The following is a 20,379-nucleotide window of genomic DNA, read 5'->3' on the forward strand; positions in this document are numbered from 1 at the left end:
ACTGCCGTGCATATTTGCTGGCCTGCCATGATGAGCTTGTCCAGGTCGATACCGGTTTCGATGCCCAGTCCGTTGAGCATATACACCACGTCCTCCGTTGCAACGTTTCCGGTCGCTCCTTTGGCATACGGGCAGCCACCCAAGCCTGCCACTGAGCTGTCGAACACTTGAATGCCTTCGAGCAGGCTGGCGTAGATGTTCGCCAATGCCTGGCCATAGGTGTCGTGGAAGTGGCCAGCGAGTTTGCTGCGGGGAATCTGCCCGGCCACCACCTCGAACAATTCCCGCGTCGCGCCCGGTGTGCCTGTGCCGATGGTGTCACCCAACGAAACCTCATAGCAGCCCATTGCAATCAACTCATTGGCCACGCAAGCCACTTGTTTGGGCGGCACGCTACCTTCATAGGGGCAACCGAGGGCGCAGGAGACATATCCACGCACTTCAAGGCCGTGCAAGCGCGCAGCCTCCATCAATGGTAGGAAGCGCTCAAGGCTTTCGCTAATCGAACAGTTGATGTTGCGCCGGGAAAACGTTTCGGAGGCTGCGGCAAATACCGCAACCTCTTTGACGCCACAGGCAAGGGCGTCTTCGAAGCCTCTCAAATTGGGCGCCAACGCGGCATAGATGACACCTGGCTTGCGTTGGATCTGCGCGAACACCTCGGCCGTCCCTGCCATTTGCGGCACCCATTTGGGTGAGACGAAGCTGCCAACTTCGATGTAACTCAGCCCGGCATCGGTCAGCGCGTCTACCAGGCTAACCTTGTCGGCCACACTGATTGGCGTGGGTTCGTTCTGCAGCCCGTCTCGTGGACCGACTTCAACCAGGCGAACGTGTTGAGGAAGAGGCATTGCGACGACCACTCTTTAGTGTGATTTTTATTTTAGGATTATTAGCTAGTTATCTGATTTAAATCAGATTTTCCTAGCGCGAGCTTGCAGCGTTCTTCTGCAGTGTCCAGCTCTAGTTGCATCTGTTGGACGTCCAGCAATTGTTGATCCAGCTGGGCACGGCGCTCGGCGATTTTGCCAAGCATGGTGTAGAGCTGCTTTTGATTCCCCCCTTCAGGGTCGTACAGACCGATCAGGTCCCGGCATTCGGCCAACGAAAACCCGATCCGCTTACCGCGCAGAATCAGCTTGAGGGTGACTTTGTCGCGCCCCGTATAAATACGCTCCAGGCCACGCCGTTCGGGCATCAGCATGCCTTGTTCTTCGTAAAAGCGAATGGTGCGCGTCGTGATGTCCAGCTCGCGAGCCAGGTCGGAGATGCTGTAAGTCTGGTTACTCATGGAGAGGCTCGTACCAAGATAACGAAGGGCTAAGCTAAGGCACACTTAACGTTAACGTCAAGATGGCGGCGCCTCAAGTATCTGCTCAGCTCCTGTCTGCATCCTACAATTCACATTAAGTATTTTTATTAATTGCTTATAAAACAGATAAATAAGATTAAAAGCTAATTACCTTTCGAGTGTTTTCTCATTGGCCGTCAGCAATTGACACAGCTCGATAATCTGTTCGCGCATCCACCGATTCGCAGGGTCCTGATCGGTGCTCTCGTGCCAATACAGATGACTTTCGACCGTGGGCACATCATTCACGGGCAGGTAGACGTAGTGCAAGTCATTGCGACGGGCAAAACGCTCAGGCACGGTCATCACCATGTCGGTCTGTTGCAGCACCTGCGACGCCATCAGGTAATGCTGGGAGCGCAGGGCAATCTTGCGCTGAATGCCCATCTTGCCCAACGCAAGGTCCACATGACCCAGGCCGGCGCGGCGGCTTGAAATATGGATGTGGGTCAGCCCCAGATAATCATCAAGGGTAATCGGGTTTTTGTTGGCCAGCGGATGGCCCTTGCGCATGGCGCACACGTATTTGTCTTCCATCAATTTGACATGGCGCACCTGCGGGTCGGTATTGAGCGGCGCGTCGATGGCGAAATCCAGCCGTCCTGCCGCCAGTTCCTTGGTCGTTTCGCGACGCTTGGACAGGAAGCTTTCGATCACCACGGCAGGCGCCAGGCGGCGTAGACGCTGGAACAACGACGGCAAAATCACCGCTTCGGTCAGGTCGGTCATGCTGATGCGGTAATTCTTGTTGGCCTGCAAGGGGTTGAAGATGCGGCTTTCCTGCACCGACACACGCAGCAGCGACAACGCGTTGCGCACCGGACCGATGATGTTCTGAGCCATCGGCGTCGGCACCATGCCCTGTGATGTTCGCACGAACAGCGGGTCGTTGAAGGTTTCCCGCAAACGGGCCAATGCATTGGATACGGCAGGTTGGGTGATGCCGACGATCTGGCCGGCGCGAGTCAGATTGGCTTCGGTGTAGATGGCGTCAAAGACAATAAAGAGGTTGAGATCGACCTTGCTCAGGTTCATTGCTGCGCGCCTCGTGCTGTTTTTTGTTATGGGGTGAATGGCCCGATCATATATCGGTTATGAATGTTAATACACGCCGAGAATAGGTTAGATAAATGGTAAGGCGTGTTCTAGCATCGGCGCCAAGACCTACATAACCTCCCCAGAAGGTAGCTGCCCATGGATTTCGCTTACTCTCCAAAGGTTCAGGAACTGCGCGAGCGCGTCACCGCATTCATGGACACCTACGTGTATCCCGCCGAACCTGTCTTTGAGCGTCAGGTTGCCGAAGGCGATCGTTGGCAGCCAACGGCGATCATGGAAGAACTCAAGCTCAAGGCCAAAGCTTTAGGGTTGTGGAATCTGTTTTTGCCGCAATCGCAAATGGGCGCCGGGTTGAGCAATCTGGAATACGCGCCTTTGGCCGAAATCATGGGCCGCTCGCTGTTGGGGCCTGAGCCGTTCAACTGTTCGGCGCCTGACACCGGCAATATGGAAGTCTTGGTGCGCTATGCCAGCGAAACCCAGAAACAGCAATGGCTAGCGCCGCTGCTGCGTGGTGAAATCCGTTCCGCGTTTGCCATGACCGAGCCGGATGTCGCCTCTTCTGATGCCACCAACATGGCGGCCCGCGCGACCCGCGACGGTGACGAATGGGTGATCAACGGCCGCAAATGGTGGACCTCCGGGGCATGTGATCCACGCTGCAAAATCATGATTTTCATGGGGTTGAGCAACCCCGATGGCCCGCGCTATCAACAGCACTCGATGATTCTGGTGCCCATCGATACGCCGGGCGTGACCATCGTGCGAGCGCTGCCGGTATTTGGTTACGACGACGCGCCACATGGGCATGCCGAAGTGTTGTTCGACAACGTGCGAGTGCCTTACGAAAACGTATTGTTGGGCGAGGGGCGTGGCTTTGAAATTGCTCAGGGGCGTCTTGGGCCTGGCCGTATTCACCATTGCATGCGCTCAATCGGCATGGCGGAACGTGCGCTTGAGTTGATGTGCAAACGCTCAGTGCAACGTACAGCGTTCGGTCGTCCCTTGGCGCGGTTGGGTGGCAACATCGACAAGATTGCCGATTCGCGCATGGAAATCGACATGGCGCGGCTGCTGACCCTCAAAGCGGCGTACATGATGGACACTGTGGGCAACAAAGTGGCGAAGAGTGAAATTGCCCAGATCAAGGTAGTCGCGCCGAATGTCGCGCTGCGGGTGATCGACCGGGCGATCCAGATTCATGGCGGAGCAGGCGTGTCGGGGGATTTCCCCTTGGCCTACATGTATGCCATGCAACGTACCTTGCGCCTGGCAGACGGCCCGGATGAAGTTCATCGTGCAGCGATTGGCAAATATGAAATAGGCAAATACGTGCCCCGGGAAATGCTGCGCAGTGAGCAGCGGTGATTAGCCAACAGCAAATCATCCTTTGATGCGAGGCCGATGGCGGCCTGTTTGCTGTGAAGAGCTTGTTAAATCAGCACGTCGGTGCCGAACCGGAAAGCGTCGCGGGCAAGCCTCGCTTCAACAGGGATCGCCGATTCCTGTTGCGGCAGCGGCGCCTGTTTCTGTGGACGCCGAGCTTGCTCGCGAAGCTCGTCGCGCAGATCCAGATTGGGTGCAAATTCACTCCACCCAAACCTCCACCCGCCGATTTTTGATCCTGCCTTCGTCGCCCTCATTGGTCGCGACCGGCATTTCATCCCCGAACCCCAGTACCTCGCGCAGAATTACATTGCGCTTGAGCAGCTCTCGTCGCACAGCCATTGCACGCAATTTGGACAGCAGTTGGGCCCTTGCCGAGTCGCTTTTGGCATCCCCGAACCCCACCAGCGTGACTCGTTGATTGAGCTTGTCGTGAGCCTGCAAATAATCCACCACCCGTTGCAGGTCGATTTGCGCCTTGTTGTCCAGCGACGCGCTGTCCTGGGCGAAGCGAAAATTCACTGAAAGCCGCTCGGCTTTACGCGTCAAACTTTGATATTGCGCAGGCATTTCGGACGTTGCCCGCACCTTGACCGACTGCACTGTCTGCGCGACAAAGCCATTGTTCGCGACGATGGCCTGGCCGGCAGCGCTCTGGGCGAAGCGCACCAACGCTTTGGCCCAGTGTTGTCTGGACTGCGGCGGCAGATAGAAATACAAGCGGCGCGACAGCGGGTAGTCCTCGGTGGCGATCAAGCCCATGGTTGGCAGCATGGGGTTGGACTCGCCATCGGTAATCGCTACTGCCTTGGCACGTCGCACGTAAGGCAGGCCGATAAAACCAACCCCTTGACGGTCTTGACTGACTTCGTCCGACAACTGCTCGCTGGACTCGAAACGTTTGGCATCACGCACCAGGGTTTTTCCGAATTTGGCCAGCACCAGCTCATTAAAGGTGTCATAGGTGCCTGATTGCTGATCCCGCGCATACACATGAATGGGCCCGGCCGATCCACCGAGCTGCTGCCAATCCTGGACTTCACCCGAAAAAATTTCCGCCAATTGGGCGGTGCTCAGCTCTCGCAGGGGATTGCTGGGGTGCAGGATGACCGTGACGCCATCAATGGCGATAACGTGCTCGGCATCGTGACTTTTCAGATCACCTAATGCGCTTAACGCTTTGAGTTCGCTGTCTTTGATGGGCCGTGAGGAGGCGGCAAGGTCTGCCTTGTCAGCTTGCAATGCGCTGAATCCGGTGCTGGACCCATGCGCGGCAACATCAATGCTGACCCGCTGGCCGGTGCTTGTACGGCCTGTAATGCGCATTTCGTTGGGCATGGCACCAGGATGTTTTTCGATGGACTGCAGGCCTTGCTGGGCCATAAGCCCCTCGACCAAGGCGGGGCCGAGCTGAGCACCAAGGGTATTGGAGCCCTGGATGCGCAATGCCGGGGAGCCGTCGGACGGAACGGGCAGGGCCGCCTGCGCCGACAGGGAGAACACTGTAATGAGTAGAGTCAGGAGTGTTCGAAAACAGAGCGTTCGCAGCATGTGCGAGATCTTCTTATCGGCGGCAATGCCGGCAGAATAAGACAGCTGCGTTACTGGAATATGACAACTCATAACTGCCTAGCGTCTGTATGAGCCAACTTGTCGGCGAAGCGATAGCCAGCCATACCGGGGAAAGCTTCGCGAACACGTTCGCCCCTACAGAAACGTTAGATATTTCAACTCAACTCTAGCCATATCGGTGCATGGTCCGATGGTTTTTCCATGCTCCGCAGGTCGTAATCCACACCTGCGGCTTTGATCCGTGGCTGCAATCCGTGGGAGGCCATGATCAAGTCGATGCGCAGACCGCGTTTGGGCGAGTCTTCGAAGCCACGGCTGCGGTAGTCGAACCAGCTGAACTGATCGATTACTTCCGGATAAAGATGACGGAAGCTGTCTACCAGACCCCAGCTTTTGAGCTTGGCCATCCACTCACGCTCTTCGGGCAGAAAACTGCATTTGCCTGTTTTAAGCCAACGCTTGGCATTATCCGGTCCGATGCCAATGTCACTGTCTTCCGGAGAAATGTTCACATCACCCATGACCACCAACGGCTGATCATTGCTGAAACGGCTTTCCAGCAAGTGCTGCAAGTTTGCGTAGAAACGTTGCTTGGCCGGGAATTTGGTCGGATGGTCGCGGCTTTCTCCCTGTGGGAAATAGCCATTCATGATCGTCACCGGCACGCCATTGCGGTCGGCGAAAGTACCCCATATGAAACGCTTTTGCGCTTCATCGTCGTCAGTCTCGAAGCCTTTATACAAGGTCAGCGGGGGCTGGCGCGAGAGCAGGGCGACGCCGTAATGGCCTTTCTGTCCATGGAAATGTACGTGATAACCCAGGGCTTCGATGTCGGCCTGGGGGAACTGGTCGTCGGAGACTTTGGTTTCCTGAAGGCCGATAACGTCCGGCTGGTGTTTTTCGATCAGCGCCGCCAGCTGATGCGGACGGGCGCGCAGGCCATTGATGTTGAAAGACACAAGTTTCATGGGCGGCACCTGGCAGAAAGCAAAAAGCGATGCTAGCCGACCTTTCCGGCTACGGCCAGCGCAGTATCGATGGGCTTTGCCGCCCGCGCCAACTGCTACGCTGTCTGCAGGCGAGGCAAAATAAACCTGAACTGTCACCCCCAGCCTTGACTCGAAGCCCTGAGATTGCAAACGCTGCCCATCGGGCGTCGTCATTACGAGGTCGATCACATGCCTGTATCTACACCTGCGCCCGCAGAAATCCGCCAGCTCGACAGCGGTTATTCACGAGAGTCGCGATCGCTGCTGTATCAGGCGTATCGACATGAACCAAGCTTTGCCTACCTCTTTGAGTCCGGACGCTCAGGATATGAACACCGGGTACGGGCGACCATTCGCGAACTGGTCAAACAGCACTTCCTGCAAGATTTGCCGGCGTTGGGGCTGTTCGTCGAGGATCGTTTGATCGGCGTTGTGCTGATTGCGCCGCCACAACGTCGGCTGGGCATCACCGAAAGCTGGGCGTGGCGTTTGCGCATGGTGATGAGCACGGGGCTGCGTTGCACCCAGCGTTATCTTGAGTATTACCAGGCCGTGCTGGCGTGCCTGCCGTCCGACTCGGTACACGTGTTGCCATTGCTGGGCATTCATCCGGACTTCCAGGGTCAGCACTACGGCGAGCAAATGCTTCAGGCGCTGCATGAGTGGTGCGCGCAGGACGAACGCTCGCAGGGCATCGTCCTCGATACGGGGAATACTCACTATCTGGAGTTCTACAAACGACAGGGTTATGAGGAAGTTGGAGAAGTTGCTGTAGGACCAATCCGAGAACACGTGTTCTTTCATCCTAATCCCCAGGTTTCACGCGAAGCGATGGCGTGAAAGCAGGAAACTTCTGATCTCAAGCCGGTTCCAGTAGCCCCCGCAGCTCGTGTTAGCATCCGCGCCTATGAAGTTTCCCGGTAGATTCACCAGCGGTTTTCTCCTTATGTTCTCCAGTGTTACGGCATTTGCTGCCGACCAACTGGACGTGCGGATCAAACCTTCCAACGCTGCGCTCAAATCCAACATCGAAGGGTACGTGGGCGATCTTGGCGAGCGCGATGAACACGCGCTTGAGCGCTTCAGTGTGGGCGCTATCGAGCAGGCGCAAAAAGCCGCCCAGGCCCTGGGTTATTACCAGGCGCAGATCGACAGCGAAATCAAAACCTCGGGCCAAGCCCCGCAGTTGATCCTGAATGTCCAGCCCGGCGAGCCGGTTCATCTGCGCACGGTCACTTTGCGTGTCGACGGCCCGGCCAGTCAGCTCAAAGCCTTTCGCGTACCCAAGAGCGACGAGCTGAAGACCGGCGCTGTTCTTAATCATGGCCATTACGAAGACGCCAAGCGCCTAATCCAGAATCAGGCCGCTCGTTATGGATTTTTCAATGGGCGCTTCACCAGCCAACGCTTGTCTGTAGATCCGCGAGCAGGCGTGGCGGATATCGAACTGATCTACGACAGCGGCCCACGCTACTCGATGGGAAAGGTCTCATTCAGCGGCGACGCTCCTTTCGATGACGACTTGTTGCGGCGCATGGTGCCGTTCAAGGAAAACACCCCCTACGACTCAGAACTGATTGCCGAACTCAATCAGGCCATGCAGGCCAGCGGCTATTTCGAGGGTGTGCGGGTCGACGCTGCGCCCACCGCCGCGCAAGGCGAGGTGATTCCGGTAGAGGTCCAGTTGCAGACCCGTAAACCGCGGACGATGGGCCTGGGCCTTGGATACTCCACCGATGTCGGGCCACGTGCCAAAGCCAATTGGACGCGGCATTGGGTCAACGCGCAGGGCCACAGCTACGGTGCCGAAATGGAATTGTCCGCCCCCAAACAAAACGTCGGGCTGTGGTACGACGTTCCGCTAGACCCACCACTGACCGACAAACTGCGTTTGGCCGGTGGCTATCAATATGAAGAAATGGCAGATACCGACAGCCTGAGCAAGCTGCTGACGGTAGGCCCCGAGTGGCACAGCAAATTGCCGAGCGGTTGGGAAAGGGTGATTTCCCTGAAATGGCAACGTGAAGAATATCAGCTCGGTGATGACGCGGGGTTGAGCACGCTGCTGATGCCGGGCGTCAGTTATTCCTACCTGCGCAGTGACAATCTCGTCGATCCGCACAATGGCTATCGGTTGCAGTTCGAGACTCAGGTGGCCAAAGAAGGTTTGGGTTCCGACGCCAACCTGCTGCGCGGCACAGCGATGATCAAAGGCCTGACCACGTTGTGGCAAAACCATCGGTTTCTGGGGCGCGTCCAGGTCGGCGGAAGCGCCACTAACGGCTACCAGTCGATTCCGCCGTCGCTGCGCTTCTTCGCCGGCGGCGACCAGAGCGTACGGGGTTATGACTACCAGTCGCTCTCCCCGGAAAACTCCGATGGCGACAAAATCGGTGGTCGATACATGGTGGCTGCCAGCGCCGAATACCAATATTCAATTGCCGAAAAGTGGCGTATCGCGACCTTTGTCGATCAGGGTAACTCCTTCAATAATCTCGAACTGCCGAGCCTGAAAACCGGCGTTGGTATTGGTATTCGCTGGGTCTCACCTGTAGGGCCGTTGCGCCTGGACCTCGCCCACGCATTGGATGACGACGGCGGTATTCGTCTGCACTTCTCGATGGGACCTGAACTGTGACTCATACCGTACGACTCAAACGTGTTGCAAAAATCAGCGCGATCAGCGTTGTTTTGATTCTGGTTTTGCTGGTGGCCAGCTTGAGCCTGGTCCTGGGCACGCAAACGGGAAGCCGTTGGGCGATGGGCCTGGTGCCCGGTTTGCAAGTGGACAATTTTACGGGGCGTCTGGGCGCACAATGGCGCGCCGATCACCTGATTTGGGAGCAGGGCGCATTCAAGGTGGAGATCGACGCGCCAGTGTTTGACTGGTCCCTCGGCTGTCTGGCGCGCATGACTTTGTGCATCAATACACTCAAGGCGGGCGATATTCGGCTGCAACTTGCGCCGTCGACCAGTCCGGCAGACGACAGCCCGATCAGCTTGCCCGACCTCAAACTGCCGTTGGCGATTGAGCTGGGCGATGTGCAGATTGGCAGCGTGCAGTTGGACGGCGCAGAGCAACTGCGTGATCTGAAGCTTGCCGCGCATTGGACCGTTGATGGTTTGAAGATCGATTCTGCGTATCTACAGCGCGATGATCTGACACTGGAGCTCACCGGTATTTTAAAACCCGAGGCTGATTGGCCGTTGACCGCCCAAGGTCAGTTGCAATTGCCTGCGGTGGACGGTCAACCGCTGTCGCTGGCACTGAATATCGGTGGCGACCTCCTGAAAACACTCACGCTCAACGCGCAAAGCAGCGGCTATCTCAACGCCAAACTGGTCGGCCAACTGCAGCCACTGGCTGACCACCTGCCTGCTGAAGTGACCATCACTGCCGAGCAGTTCAAACCTGCTGCGCACTTGCCCGAGACCCTGCAACTCAATCAACTGACGCTCAATGCCAAAGGCGACCTCGCCAACGGCTACGCGATTCTGGGCAATGCCAGCCTACCTGCCGAGCAAGGGCCGATCACGCTGGCCGTGCAAGGACGGGTCGATGCTAACGGCGCTGAATTGGCGGCACTTGACCTGACCAGCAGCGCCGAACAACGGCTCAAGCTCAGTGGCAAGCTCGACTGGCAGAAAGGTCTGAGTGCAGACGCCAAAATCGACTGGCTGGATTTTCCGTGGCATCGGCTCTATCCGGTAATCGCCGAACCTGACGTCAAAGTCCATGCGTTCAATGGCGAGATTTCCTACACCGACGGCAAATACCTGGGCAACTTCGCGGGCGATTTTACCGGACCGGCTGGCCCCTTTAGCCTCAACAGCCCGTTCAGTGGCGATTTGCAGCAAATTTTTCTGCCGCAACTGGAGCTGGTTGCTGGCAAAGGCAAGGCGGGTGGACGCTTGAACGTGCAGTTCGCCGACGGGATCGCCTGGGACACAGCTCTGGACCTCAGCGCCTTCGACCCTTCGTATTGGGTGGCCGAACTGCCCGGTACGCTCGCTGGGCCGTTGCGCAGTAGTGGATCTTTGCGCAACCAACAACTGAGTGTGAACGCCGATCTTGACCTCAAGGGTCGCCTGCGTGGGCAGCCAGCGGTGCTTCAGGTCAAGGCCGACGGAGCGGGCGAGAAGTGGAACGTCAGCACGCTGGAGATTCGTCTGGGCGACAACCGGATTCACGGCAGCGGCAGCCTGCAACAAAAGCTCGTCGCTCAACTGGACCTGAACTTGCCACGTCTTGCGCAACTGTGGCCGCGCTTGCAGGGTCAAGCCAAAGGGCGTTTCGACCTGACAGGTACGGTGCAGGCGCCACAAGGTCAGTTTGCCCTGCAAGGCTCGCAATGGGGGTTCGAAGACAATCACCTGCAAACCCTGACGCTGGCGGCGAAACTCGACGCTGCCCAGCGTGCGGTCATCGACCTGAAAGCTGCTGGTATTCAGGCCGGTGATACGGCTCTGGGCACTTTAACGGTCAATGGGCAAGGCGACGTCAAACGCCAGCAAATGAAACTCGATCTACAAGGACCACTGCTCAAGCTGGCCCTTGCACTGGACGGCAATCTGGACAAAGGCAACTGGCGGGGCACGCTTGCCAGTGGCGACATTCAGACCGGAGGCCAGGATTGGCGGCTGCAACAGCCCGCCAGGCTGGAGCGGCTGGCGGACGGCAAGATCAACTTTGGTGCCCATTGCTGGCTGTCAGGGCCCGCCAGTCTTTGTGGTGAAGATCAACGGTTGATGCCAGAGCCTCGGCTGCGCTACCACCTCAAGCAATTCCCGCTGGACAGCCTGGCGCAATGGCTGCCTAGGGATTTCGCCTGGAAGGGTGCGCTCAACGCCGACCTGCAACTTGATCTGCCAGCATCGGGGCCCAACGGGCAAATCATGGTAGATGCCAGCGGCGGCACGCTGCGGGTTCGCGACAAAAACCAGTGGTTGGACTTCCCCTATGAAAGCCTCAAGTTGACCAGTACGTTCAAACCCCGGCGCGTCGATACCCATCTGGATTTTCGCGGCGGCAAATTGGGTTCGCTGCAACTGAACGCCACCATCGATCCGTTGGCCAGGAATAAAACCATCAACGGAGACTTCAGCCTGTCCGGCCTGGACATTTCGGTAGCACGTCCTTTTGTACCCGTGGTGGAGAAGCTCAACGGACATCTCGACGGCAGTGGACGTATTTCGGGCGGGCTGTTGGCCCCACAGATCAACGGCAATGTGGTTCTGAGCGAGGGCGAAGTCTCCGGGCCGGAACTGCCCATCAGCCTCGAAAAGCTCAACGTTCAGGCGCTCATCGCCGGTGAAAACGTTCAACTGCAAGGGCGCTGGACCAGCGGGCCAAATGGCCAGGGCACGTTGGCCGGTCAAATAGCGTGGGCGCAGGCGCTTAACGTGGATGTCAGCCTCAAAGGCTCGCGCCTACCCATCACCGTTGAGCCCTACGCCACGCTGGAAGCCGCGCCTGACCTAAAAATCACTCTCCAGGGCGATAAGCTGGCTGTGGCGGGCAAGGTGTTGATCCCCTCCGGCGACATCACTGTCCGGCAGTTGCCGCCTTCAACTGTCAAGGTCTCGGACGATACGGTGATCGTTGGTCAACAGACGCAAGCCGGTAAGTCGCCAATGGCAATCGCGATGGATATCGATGTAGAAGTGGGCAAGGACAAGCTGACATTCAATGGATTTGGCTTGACCGCCAATCTGGCGGGGCATGTACACATCGGTGACAACCTTGATACCCGCGGCGAGCTGAACCTGAACGAGGGACGCTATCGGGCTTACGGGCAGCGACTGACGATTCGCAAGGCCCGTCTGCTGTTCGCCGGTCCCATCGACCAGCCCTACCTGGATATTGAAGCGATTCGCCAGACCGACGATGTGATCGCCGGGATCAGGCTGACCGGCAACGCCGAGCAGCCGACGACGGTGGTGTTTTCAGAGCCTGCCATGAGCCAGGAGCAGGCGCTGTCGTATCTGGTGTTGGGGCGTCCATTGAGCACCAATGGCGAAGACAGCAACATGCTGGCCCAGGCAGCGCTGGCCCTTGGGCTGGCGGGCGGTTCATCAACAGCGGGTAAGTTGGCCACTGATCTGGGGATCAAGGATTTTGACCTGGACACGTCCGGCAGCGGCGATAAAACTGCCGTGGTTGCCAGTGGCAAAATCACCGACAAGCTCAGCCTGCGTTACGGGGTCGGGGTGTTTGATCCGCAGAACACCCTGACTTTGCGCTACCTCTTGAGCAAGAAGGTGTATCTGGAGGTGGCGAGCGGGGTGGCGAGTTCGCTGGATATTTTCTACAAGCGCGATTTCTAAAGCGATCTGGATCAGGTGGATGTCTTCAACTTGGCGGTTGATCAGCGGTAGATACTCTGTTCCCGGTCAAGCTTTCAGCAGGTGGTATCAAAAGGGCCAGAACGCCCTATAGGAGCGTGGCTTGTCCCGCGATCTGGCGCGCAGCGGCAGTAAACCCGGTGTACGTGGTCTGCCTGTCACACTGCGTGCGCAGGTTTTACGACGGATTCCCCGCCGGTCGCGGGACAAGCCCGGCTCCTACGGATGCTTGCCTGAGCCGTCATCGCAACGCGCTGGAGCGAACGTGTTCGCGAGGCGGTGTCACCGGCGCACCGTGTTGGCCGCCTCGCCAACACGGTGGCTCCTGCAGCTAGATCAGCCGTTAACCAGTTTCAATGATGCTTCGGTATAGCGCTCGCCGGCGACTGCATCGACTGGGAACAGATCCTTTAGCGCCTTCAGCTCTTGCGCACTGAGCTTGATCTCAAGTGCCGCGACGTTCTCTTCCAGGTATTTGCGTTGTTTGGTGCCAGGAATCGGCACGATGTCGTTGCCCTGCGCCAGCACCCAGGCCAGCGCTAACTGTCCTGCGGTGACGCCTTTGTCGACCGCCAGTTTCTGCACTTTCTCGACCAGCAACAGGTTCTTTGCAAAGTTCTCACCCTGAAAACGTGGACTGCTGCGGCGATAATCGTCGGCCGCGAAGTCATCGGGGCTTTTCAACGTGCCGGTCAGAAAACCACGGCCCAGTGGGCTGTAGGGTACAAAACCGATGCCAAGCCGACGACAGGCTTGCAGCACACCGTTTTCTTCAGGGTCGCGACTCCATAATGAATATTCGGTCTGCAACGCTGTGATCGGATGCACTTTGTGCGCGCGCTCAAGGGTGGCGGCCGAGGCTTCACTCAGCCCCAGATAGCGAACCTTGCCTTCCTTGACCAGTTCCGCCATGGCGCCCACGGACTCCTCGACCGAGATATTCGGGTCGATACGATGCTGATAGTAAAGATCCAGTACGTCGATTTTCAGCCGTTGCAGGGTGCCTTCGATGGCCTTGCGGATATATTCCGGGCTGCCGTTTACACCCCGGGCAGTAGCATCATTGGGGTCACGCACGAAGCCGAATTTGCTGGCCAGGAACACCTTGTCTCGTTTGCCTTGCAGCGCTTTGCCAATCAGCTCTTCGTTGGTGTGTGGGCCATACATGTCGGCGGTGTCGAGCAGGGTCACGCCGAGCTCAAGCGCACGGTGAATCGTGGCGATGGCTTCCTGCGTATCGGTTCCGGTGGTGTAAAAGTCGGTCATGCCCATGCAGCCGAGACCGATGGCAGAGACCTGGGGTCCGTTCTTGCCGAGTTGACGCGTTTGCATGAAAGAATCCTTCTTGAGTGAAAAGACTCAGTATTGTTACTCCTCGACAGATTCAGGATAAACCGGGTAAAAGTGCTTTCACTGTTTGGATTTTCTAAATAAACCCTCGATGAATACTCAGGGAGTGCCTTGGATAAATTCAATGCCATGCGTGCGTTCACACGCATTGTCGAACTTGGCGGGTTCGCCAAGGCCGCCGATGACCTGCACATGCCTCGCGCCTCGGTGACCATTCTCATCAAGCAACTGGAAGCGCATTTGGGCGTTCAGTTGCTGCAACGTACCACTCGACACGTCAGCCCGACGCTTGACGGTCAGGCGTATTACCAGCGTTGCGTCACCTTGCTGGGCGACCTGGAAGAAACCGAAAGTGCGTTCTCGGCCATCGGCAGTGCGCCCAAAGGCGTCTTGCGCATCGACATACCGGCAGGGCTTGGGCGGTTGATCGTGATCCCCGCGCTGCCCGAATTCAGCCAACGCTACCCGCAGATCGAACTGGAAGTAGGCATGACCGATCGCCCGGTAGATTTGATCCGTGAAGGCGTTGATTGTGTGGTCCGAGGTGGTCAATCGCTGGACCAGTCCCTGGTCGCGCGGCCCTTGGCGCAAATGCGTCAGGTGGTGTGTGCCAGTCGTGAATACCTTGAGCGTTATGGCACGCCGTTGTCGCTTGATGACCTTGCGCAGCACAGGGTCATCGAATATTTTTCCAGCGGCTCCAACAAACGCTATGGCCTGGAGTTTATTGTCGATGGCAAAGAGCGGGAGTTCAGCATGCCCAAGGCGTTGTCGATCAATAGCGCCGATGGTTATCTGGCCGCTTGCGGGGCAGGCTACGGCTTGGTACAGACGCCTTACTACCATGTCGCGCAACCATTGCGCAGCGGGGCTCTAGTAGAAGTGCTCGGTCAATTCCCGCAGCCATTGCTACCGTTGACCGCGCTGTACCCTGCGCACCGGCAAATGTCGAGGCGGGTGCGGGTATTCATCGACTGGCTAGTGGAATTGTGTGCTAAACCGGGGCTGCTGGATAAAGCCGGTGCGTGACCTGAGCGTGCGAACAAATTCGTTGACACCCATAGGTCGCTAATCACTTTCGTGGTTAACTTCCGGTTTTCCCGAAACCCAGAATTGCAACCCAAAACAAGGACTCAGCTCATGGCTCAAGTAACGCGTCGCGGCAATCCGGTTCAGATCGAAGGTGAATTGCCAAAAGTTGGCAGCAGCGCTCCTGCGTTCAAACTGGTCGGTGGTGACCTGGCAGATGTAACGCTGGAAACCTTCGCTGGCAAGCGCAAGGTGCTGAATATTTTCCCAAGCGTCGATACCCCGACCTGCGCCACCTCAGTGCGTAAATTCAATGCCCAGGCCAATGATCTGAACAACGCGGTGGTATTGTGCATTTCAGCTGACCTGCCGTTCGCCCAAGCCCGTTTCTGCGGTGCCGAAGGCCTGGAAAACGTCAAAAACCTCTCCACCATGCGTGGCGCCGAGTTCATGAAGGACTATGGTGTTGCCATTGCCGACGGCCCAATGGTCGGTCTGACGACCCGCGCAGTCGTGGTCCTGGATGAAAACAACAAAGTGCTGCACAGCGAACTTGTTCCCGAGATCGGCCAAGAGCCGAACTACGACGCAGCACTGGCGGTATTGAAGTAAGTTGTCTGTCGCACCGACGAGTCGGTATGCAGGCGACACACAGCGCTGATACATAACAGTGCTGAACGGCCTGACCTGATCAGGCCGTTTCTATTTATGCTTCAGCACTTTAACCAAAGTAAGCACTAGGTAAATTGCCGGTAAAGGCGCTTTGCAGGGCACCTATCTATGCTTATTGTTCAGCCTCCCGAAGACGCTCACGCGCACACTGGTCAATTTATACATGCAATCGTCTGGTCCTCGTAACTCCCGTCGCTGGCTGATTAGCCTGTTGGTTCTGTTGATCATTGCGGGTCTGTGCTGGTGGTATTGGCCGGGAGCCTCGCCGCAAAAAGGCGCCACCACGCAAACCGGCGAGCAGGCCCACAAAGGTGCTGGCCGTAGCAGCGCAGCGGGTAAAGGGGTTGCCAGCCGGCCTGGTTTTGGCGGCGCAACCGGCCCGGTCCCTGTGCGCGTGGCGCCGGCCACCACGAGCGATTTCCCTATCTACTACAAGGCGCTCGGCACCGTCACGGCGATGAACACTATCAACGTGCGCAGCCGCGTGGCGGGGGAGTTGGTCAAACTCAATTTCCAGGAAGGACAATTGGTCAAGGCCGGCGACCTGCTGGCGCAAATCGATCCGCGCAGCTATCAGATCGCATTGCAACAGGCCGAGGGCACGTTGCTGCAGAACCAGGCGCTGCTGAAGAACGCGCAGATCGATGTGCAGCGCTATCGGGATTTGTACAAAGAAGACAGCATTGCAAAACAGACGCTGGACACCGCCGAATCGTTGGTCGGTCAATACCTGGGCACGATCAAAACCAATCAGGCAGCGGTCGGTGACGCGAAGTTGAACCTTGATTTCGCCAACATTCGAGCACCCATTTCGGGGCGCATCGGCCTGCGCCAACTGGACGTTGGCAACCTGGTTGCGGCCAACGACACCACCGCGCTGGCGGTCATCACGCAGACCAAACCCATCACCGTTAATTTCACCCTGCCAGAGAAAGACTTGTCGGCGGTCATCAGCCGTTATCGCAGCGGCGACAAGCTGCCAGTGGAAGCGTGGGATCGTGGCGATGTGAAACTGCAGTCCACCGGCGTGCTGGCCAGCCTCGACAACCAGATCGACATCACCACCGGCACGCTGAAATTCAAGGCGCGCTTCGACAATCAGGATGAAGTGCTGTTTCCCAACCAGTTCGTCAACGTGCGTCTGCGCGCCGATACCCTGAAAAACGTGGTGCTGATCCCGACACCTGCTGTGCAGTTCGGCGTCAACGGCACCTTTGCTTATGTCATGGACGGCGACAAGAAGGTCAAGATCCGCTCGTTGAAAACAGGTGCGAGCGACGAAACCTCGACGGTCATCACTGAGGGCCTCGCGGCAGGCGACCGGGTCGTGCTCGAAGGCACCGATCGGCTCAAGGACGGCAGCGATGTCGAAGTGGTCAACGACAGCAAGGATGTGCCAACGACGCCGGGCCAGCATTTGCAGGGTCAGCCGTCGAAGGAATCGAGTGACTCCGCAGCAGTCGGTACTGTGAAGACAGACGACGTATGAACATGTCTCGCCTGTTCATCCTGAGGCCGGTTGCGACCACGCTGAGTATGCTGGCGATTGTCCTTGCTGGTCTGATCGCCTATACCTTGCTGCCGGTTTCCGCCTTGCCGCAGGTAGATTATCCGACCATCCGTGTGATGACCCTGTATCCCGGCGCCAGCCCGCAGGTGATGACCAGTGCGGTGACCGCGCCCCTTGAACGCCAGTTCGGGCAAATGCCAGGGCTGACCCAAATGGCCTCTACCAGTTCTGGCGGCGCTTCGGTGATCACCTTGCGTTTTAGCCTCGACATCAATATGGATGTCGCCGAACAGGAAGTGCAGGCGGCGATCAATGGCGCGACCAACCTGTTACCGACCGATTTGCCCGCGCCACCGGTGTACAACAAGGTCAACCCAGCCGATACCCCGGTACTGACGCTGGCAATTACCTCGAAAACCATGCTCTTGCCCAAACTCAATGATCTGGTCGATACGCGCATGGCGCAGAAGATCGCCCAAATTAGCGGCGTCGGCATGGTCACGATCGCGGGCGGTCAACGTCAGGCCGTACGGATCAAGGTCAACCCGGATGCGCTGGCGGCCAATGGCCTGAATCTGGCCGATGTCCGCACGCTGGTCAGCGCCTCTAACGTTAATACGCCCAAGGGTAACTTCGACGGCCCAACCCGGGTGTCGATGCTGGACGCCAACGATCAGCTCAAGTCTCCTGAGGAGTACGCCAACCTGATCCTGGCGTACGCCAATGGCGGCCCGTTGCGCTTGAAGGATGTTGCACAGATCGTCGACGGCGCTGAAAACGACCGTCTCGCCGCCTGGGCCAACGAAAACCAGGCGGTGTTGCTCAATATTCAGCGTCAGCCTGGGGCCAACGTCATCGACGTGGTCGACCGGATCAAGACCCTGCTGCCCAGCATCACCGATAACCTGCCCGCTGGGTTGGACGTGACGGTGCTGACCGACCGCACCCAGACCATCCGCGCCGCAGTGACCGATGTGCAGCATGAGTTGCTGATCGCTGTGGTGTTGGTGGTGCTGGTGACGTTCCTGTTTCTGCGCCACTTCAGTGCCACGATCATTCCTTCAGTGGCCGTGCCATTGTCGTTGATTGGCACGTTCGGCGTGATGTACCTGGCCGGGTTCTCGATCAACAACCTGACCTTGATGGCCATGACCATCGCCACCGGTTTTGTGGTCGACGACGCCATTGTCATGCTGGAGAACATATCCCGGCATCTGGAGGAGGGCCAGACGCCACTTCAGGCTGCGTTGAAGGGCGCGAAACAAATCGGCTTCACCCTGATCTCCCTGACCATTTCGCTGATTGCGGTACTGATTCCGTTGCTGTTCATGGCTGATGTGGTGGGGCGCCTGTTCCGCGAGTTCGCCATCACCTTGGCGGTGGCGATCCTGATTTCGCTGGTGGTATCGCTGACCCTGACGCCAATGATGTGCGCGCGTTTGCTCAAGCGCGAACCGAAGGAGAAAGACCAGGGCCGTTTCTATCGCGCCAGTGGTGCGTGGATCGATTGGCTGATCGCCGCTTATGGGCGCAAGTTGAAGTGGGTGCTCAAGCATCAGCCGTTGACCCTGCTAGTGGCCGTCGTTACGTTGGGGATTACGGTTGTGCTGTATCTGGCCGTACCCAAGGGATTTTTTCCGGTGCAGGACACCGGCGTGATCCAGGGCATTTCCGAAGCGCCGCAATCGGTCTCGTTTGCGGCAATGAGCGAGCGCCAACAGTCTTTAGCCAGCATCATTCTGAAAGATCCGGCCGTGGCCAGCCTTTCGTCCTACATCGGTGTCGACGGCGACAACGCCACGCTCAACAGCGGCCGTTTGTTGATCAACCTCAAACCCCACGCGCAACGCGATTTGACCGCCGCGCAGGTGATTCAACGTCTGCAACCTCAGTTGGCAGACCTGCCGGGCATCCGTCTTTATATGCAGCCGGTGCAGGATTTAACCATCGAGGATCGGGTCAGCCGCACGCAGTATCAGTTCAGCATGTCTTCGCCGGATTCCGAGCTGCTTGCCCAATGGAGCGGCAAGCTGGTGGAGGCATTGAGTCAACGCCCCGAACTGACCGACGTCGCCAGCGACTTGCAGGACAAGGGCCTGCAAGTGTTTCTTAACATCGACCGCGACGCCGCGAGCCGTCTCGGCGTAACAGTCGCCAACATCACCGATGCGCTGTATGACGCATTCGGTCAGCGGCAGATTTCGACCATCTACACACAGGCCACCCAGTACCGTGTGGTATTGCAGGCGGCCTCCAGCGCCGACCTCGGCCCACAGGCATTGGAGCAGATCCACGTCAAGACCACCGACGGCGGGCAGGTCAAGCTGTCCAGTCTGGCCAGGGTTGAACAACGCCAGGCGCAGTTGGCGATTGCACATATCGGCCAGTTCCCGGCAGTGATGATGTCATTCAATCTGGCTCAGGGCGTGGCGTTGGGCAAGGCGGTGCAGGTCATCGAACAGGTGCAAAAAGACATCGGTATGCCGATTGGCGTACAGACCCAGTTCCAGGGCGCTGCCGAAGCATTCCAGGCTTCACTGTCGAGTACGCTACTGCTTGTGTTGGCGGCGGTGGTGACGATGTATATCGTGCTGGGCGTTCTGTATGAGAGCTACATTCACCCGATCACCATTCTGTCGACACTGCCGTCAGCGGCAATCGGTGCGCTGCTGGCGCTGATCCTCAGTGGTAACGACCTGGGGATGATCGCGATAATCGGCATTATTCTGCTGATCGGTATCGTCAAAAAGAACGCGATCATGATGATCGACTTTGCGCTGGACGCCGAACGCAATCGGGGCGTGGACCCTGAAACCGCGATCTATGAGGCGGCGCTGCTGCGCTTCCGACCGATTCTGATGACCACCATGGCGGCGCTGTTCGGCGCCATCCCGTTGATGTTCGCCACAGGCTCAGGGGCTGAACTGCGTCAACCATTGGGGCTGGTGATGGTCGGCGGGTTACTGGTGAGTCAGGTCTTGACGCTGTTTACTACCCCCGTGATTTATCTGTTTTTTGATCGGTTGGCGCGTCGATTCAGTCGTCAGGCCAAGGCCGAGGTGGCGCTGTGAGGGGCGCGTTCGAGCTGCAAACTTCAAGCGCTAAGCTGCAAGCTA

Annotated in this window: 14 protein-coding genes; 8 read left to right on the forward strand and 6 right to left on the reverse strand. The window is 57.8% G+C overall.

Annotated elements, in window-relative coordinates; genetic code table 11:
• From VGC62_RS12500 to VGC62_RS12510, 3 genes are all read right to left on the reverse strand, one after another.
• The coding region (locus tag VGC62_RS12500; RefSeq protein ID WP_331187392.1) for a hydroxymethylglutaryl-CoA lyase at positions 1 to 851 on the reverse strand (851 nt) is incomplete at its 3' end.
• A gap of 41 nt (positions 852 to 892) precedes the next feature.
• Positions 893 to 1,291 (reverse strand): MerR family DNA-binding transcriptional regulator, encoded by a 399-nt coding sequence (locus tag VGC62_RS12505; RefSeq protein ID WP_331187393.1) that lies wholly within the window; start codon positions 1,289 to 1,291, stop codon positions 893 to 895.
• A 168-nt stretch (positions 1,292 to 1,459) separates the two neighbouring features.
• Positions 1,460 to 2,386, reverse strand: a complete 927-nt coding sequence (locus VGC62_RS12510; RefSeq protein ID WP_331187394.1) for a LysR family transcriptional regulator — start codon at positions 2,384 to 2,386, stop codon at positions 1,460 to 1,462.
• Between the two features lie 159 nt (positions 2,387 to 2,545).
• Between VGC62_RS12510 and VGC62_RS12515 the strand changes: the two genes are divergently transcribed.
• The gene (locus VGC62_RS12515) at positions 2,546 to 3,778 is read left to right on the forward strand and encodes an acyl-CoA dehydrogenase (protein WP_331187395.1); all 1,233 of its coding nucleotides are present in this window, start codon (positions 2,546 to 2,548) and stop codon (positions 3,776 to 3,778) included.
• Between the two features lie 219 nt (positions 3,779 to 3,997).
• On the opposite strand, the gene VGC62_RS12520 is transcribed toward VGC62_RS12515, so the two are convergent.
• Both VGC62_RS12520 and xthA read right to left on the reverse strand, forming a co-directional pair.
• Positions 3,998 to 5,347 (reverse strand): phosphate ABC transporter substrate-binding/OmpA family protein, encoded by a 1,350-nt coding sequence (locus VGC62_RS12520; RefSeq protein ID WP_331187396.1) that lies wholly within the window; start codon positions 5,345 to 5,347, stop codon positions 3,998 to 4,000.
• 176 nt (positions 5,348 to 5,523) lie between these two features.
• Positions 5,524 to 6,336 carry an exodeoxyribonuclease III gene (xthA, locus tag VGC62_RS12525; protein ID WP_331187397.1) on the reverse strand — a complete coding sequence of 271 codons (813 nt, stop codon included), beginning with the start codon at positions 6,334 to 6,336 and terminating at the stop codon, positions 5,524 to 5,526.
• Between the two features lie 210 nt (positions 6,337 to 6,546).
• Here xthA and VGC62_RS12530 point away from each other — a divergent pair, with 210 nt between their 5' ends.
• The 3 genes from VGC62_RS12530 (at position 6,547) to VGC62_RS12540 (ending at position 12,684) form a co-directional block, all read left to right on the forward strand.
• Positions 6,547 to 7,197, forward strand: a complete 651-nt coding sequence (locus VGC62_RS12530) for a GNAT family N-acetyltransferase (protein ID WP_331187398.1) — start codon at positions 6,547 to 6,549, stop codon at positions 7,195 to 7,197.
• Between the two features lie 67 nt (positions 7,198 to 7,264).
• On the forward strand, positions 7,265 to 8,995 hold the full coding sequence (locus tag VGC62_RS12535) for an autotransporter assembly complex family protein (protein ID WP_331187399.1): 1,731 nt from the start codon (positions 7,265 to 7,267) through the stop codon (positions 8,993 to 8,995).
• On the forward strand, positions 8,992 to 12,684 hold the full coding sequence (locus VGC62_RS12540) for a translocation/assembly module TamB domain-containing protein (protein ID WP_331187400.1): 3,693 nt from the start codon (positions 8,992 to 8,994) through the stop codon (positions 12,682 to 12,684). The genes VGC62_RS12535 and VGC62_RS12540 overlap by 4 nt, the downstream gene beginning before the upstream one ends.
• 354 nt (positions 12,685 to 13,038) lie before the next feature.
• On the opposite strand, the gene VGC62_RS12545 is transcribed toward VGC62_RS12540, so the two are convergent.
• The gene (locus tag VGC62_RS12545) at positions 13,039 to 14,034 is read right to left on the reverse strand and encodes an aldo/keto reductase (protein WP_331187401.1); all 996 of its coding nucleotides are present in this window, start codon (positions 14,032 to 14,034) and stop codon (positions 13,039 to 13,041) included.
• Between the two features lie 129 nt (positions 14,035 to 14,163).
• Between VGC62_RS12545 and VGC62_RS12550 the strand changes: the two genes are divergently transcribed.
• The 4 genes from VGC62_RS12550 to VGC62_RS12565 all read left to right on the forward strand — a co-directional run bounded on the left by VGC62_RS12550 (position 14,164) and on the right by VGC62_RS12565 (position 20,334).
• Positions 14,164 to 15,081, forward strand: a complete 918-nt coding sequence (locus VGC62_RS12550) for a LysR family transcriptional regulator (protein ID WP_331187402.1) — start codon at positions 14,164 to 14,166, stop codon at positions 15,079 to 15,081.
• A 111-nt stretch (positions 15,082 to 15,192) separates the two neighbouring features.
• On the forward strand, positions 15,193 to 15,693 hold the full coding sequence (gene tpx, locus VGC62_RS12555; RefSeq protein WP_331187403.1) for a thiol peroxidase: 501 nt from the start codon (positions 15,193 to 15,195) through the stop codon (positions 15,691 to 15,693).
• Between the two features lie 208 nt (positions 15,694 to 15,901).
• Positions 15,902 to 17,242, forward strand: coding sequence for an MdtA/MuxA family multidrug efflux RND transporter periplasmic adaptor subunit (locus tag VGC62_RS12560; protein WP_331187416.1), 1,341 nt, complete (start codon positions 15,902 to 15,904; stop codon positions 17,240 to 17,242).
• Positions 17,239 to 20,334: an MdtB/MuxB family multidrug efflux RND transporter permease subunit gene (locus tag VGC62_RS12565; RefSeq protein WP_331187404.1), complete on the forward strand. Its 3,096-nt coding sequence runs from the start codon at positions 17,239 to 17,241 to the stop codon at positions 20,332 to 20,334. The genes VGC62_RS12560 and VGC62_RS12565 overlap by 4 nt, the downstream gene beginning before the upstream one ends.
• Positions 20,335 to 20,379: the final 45 nt, after the last annotated feature.

Source organism: Pseudomonas sp. (genome assembly GCF_036404235.1).
GTDB lineage: Bacteria > Pseudomonadota > Gammaproteobacteria > Pseudomonadales > Pseudomonadaceae > Aquipseudomonas.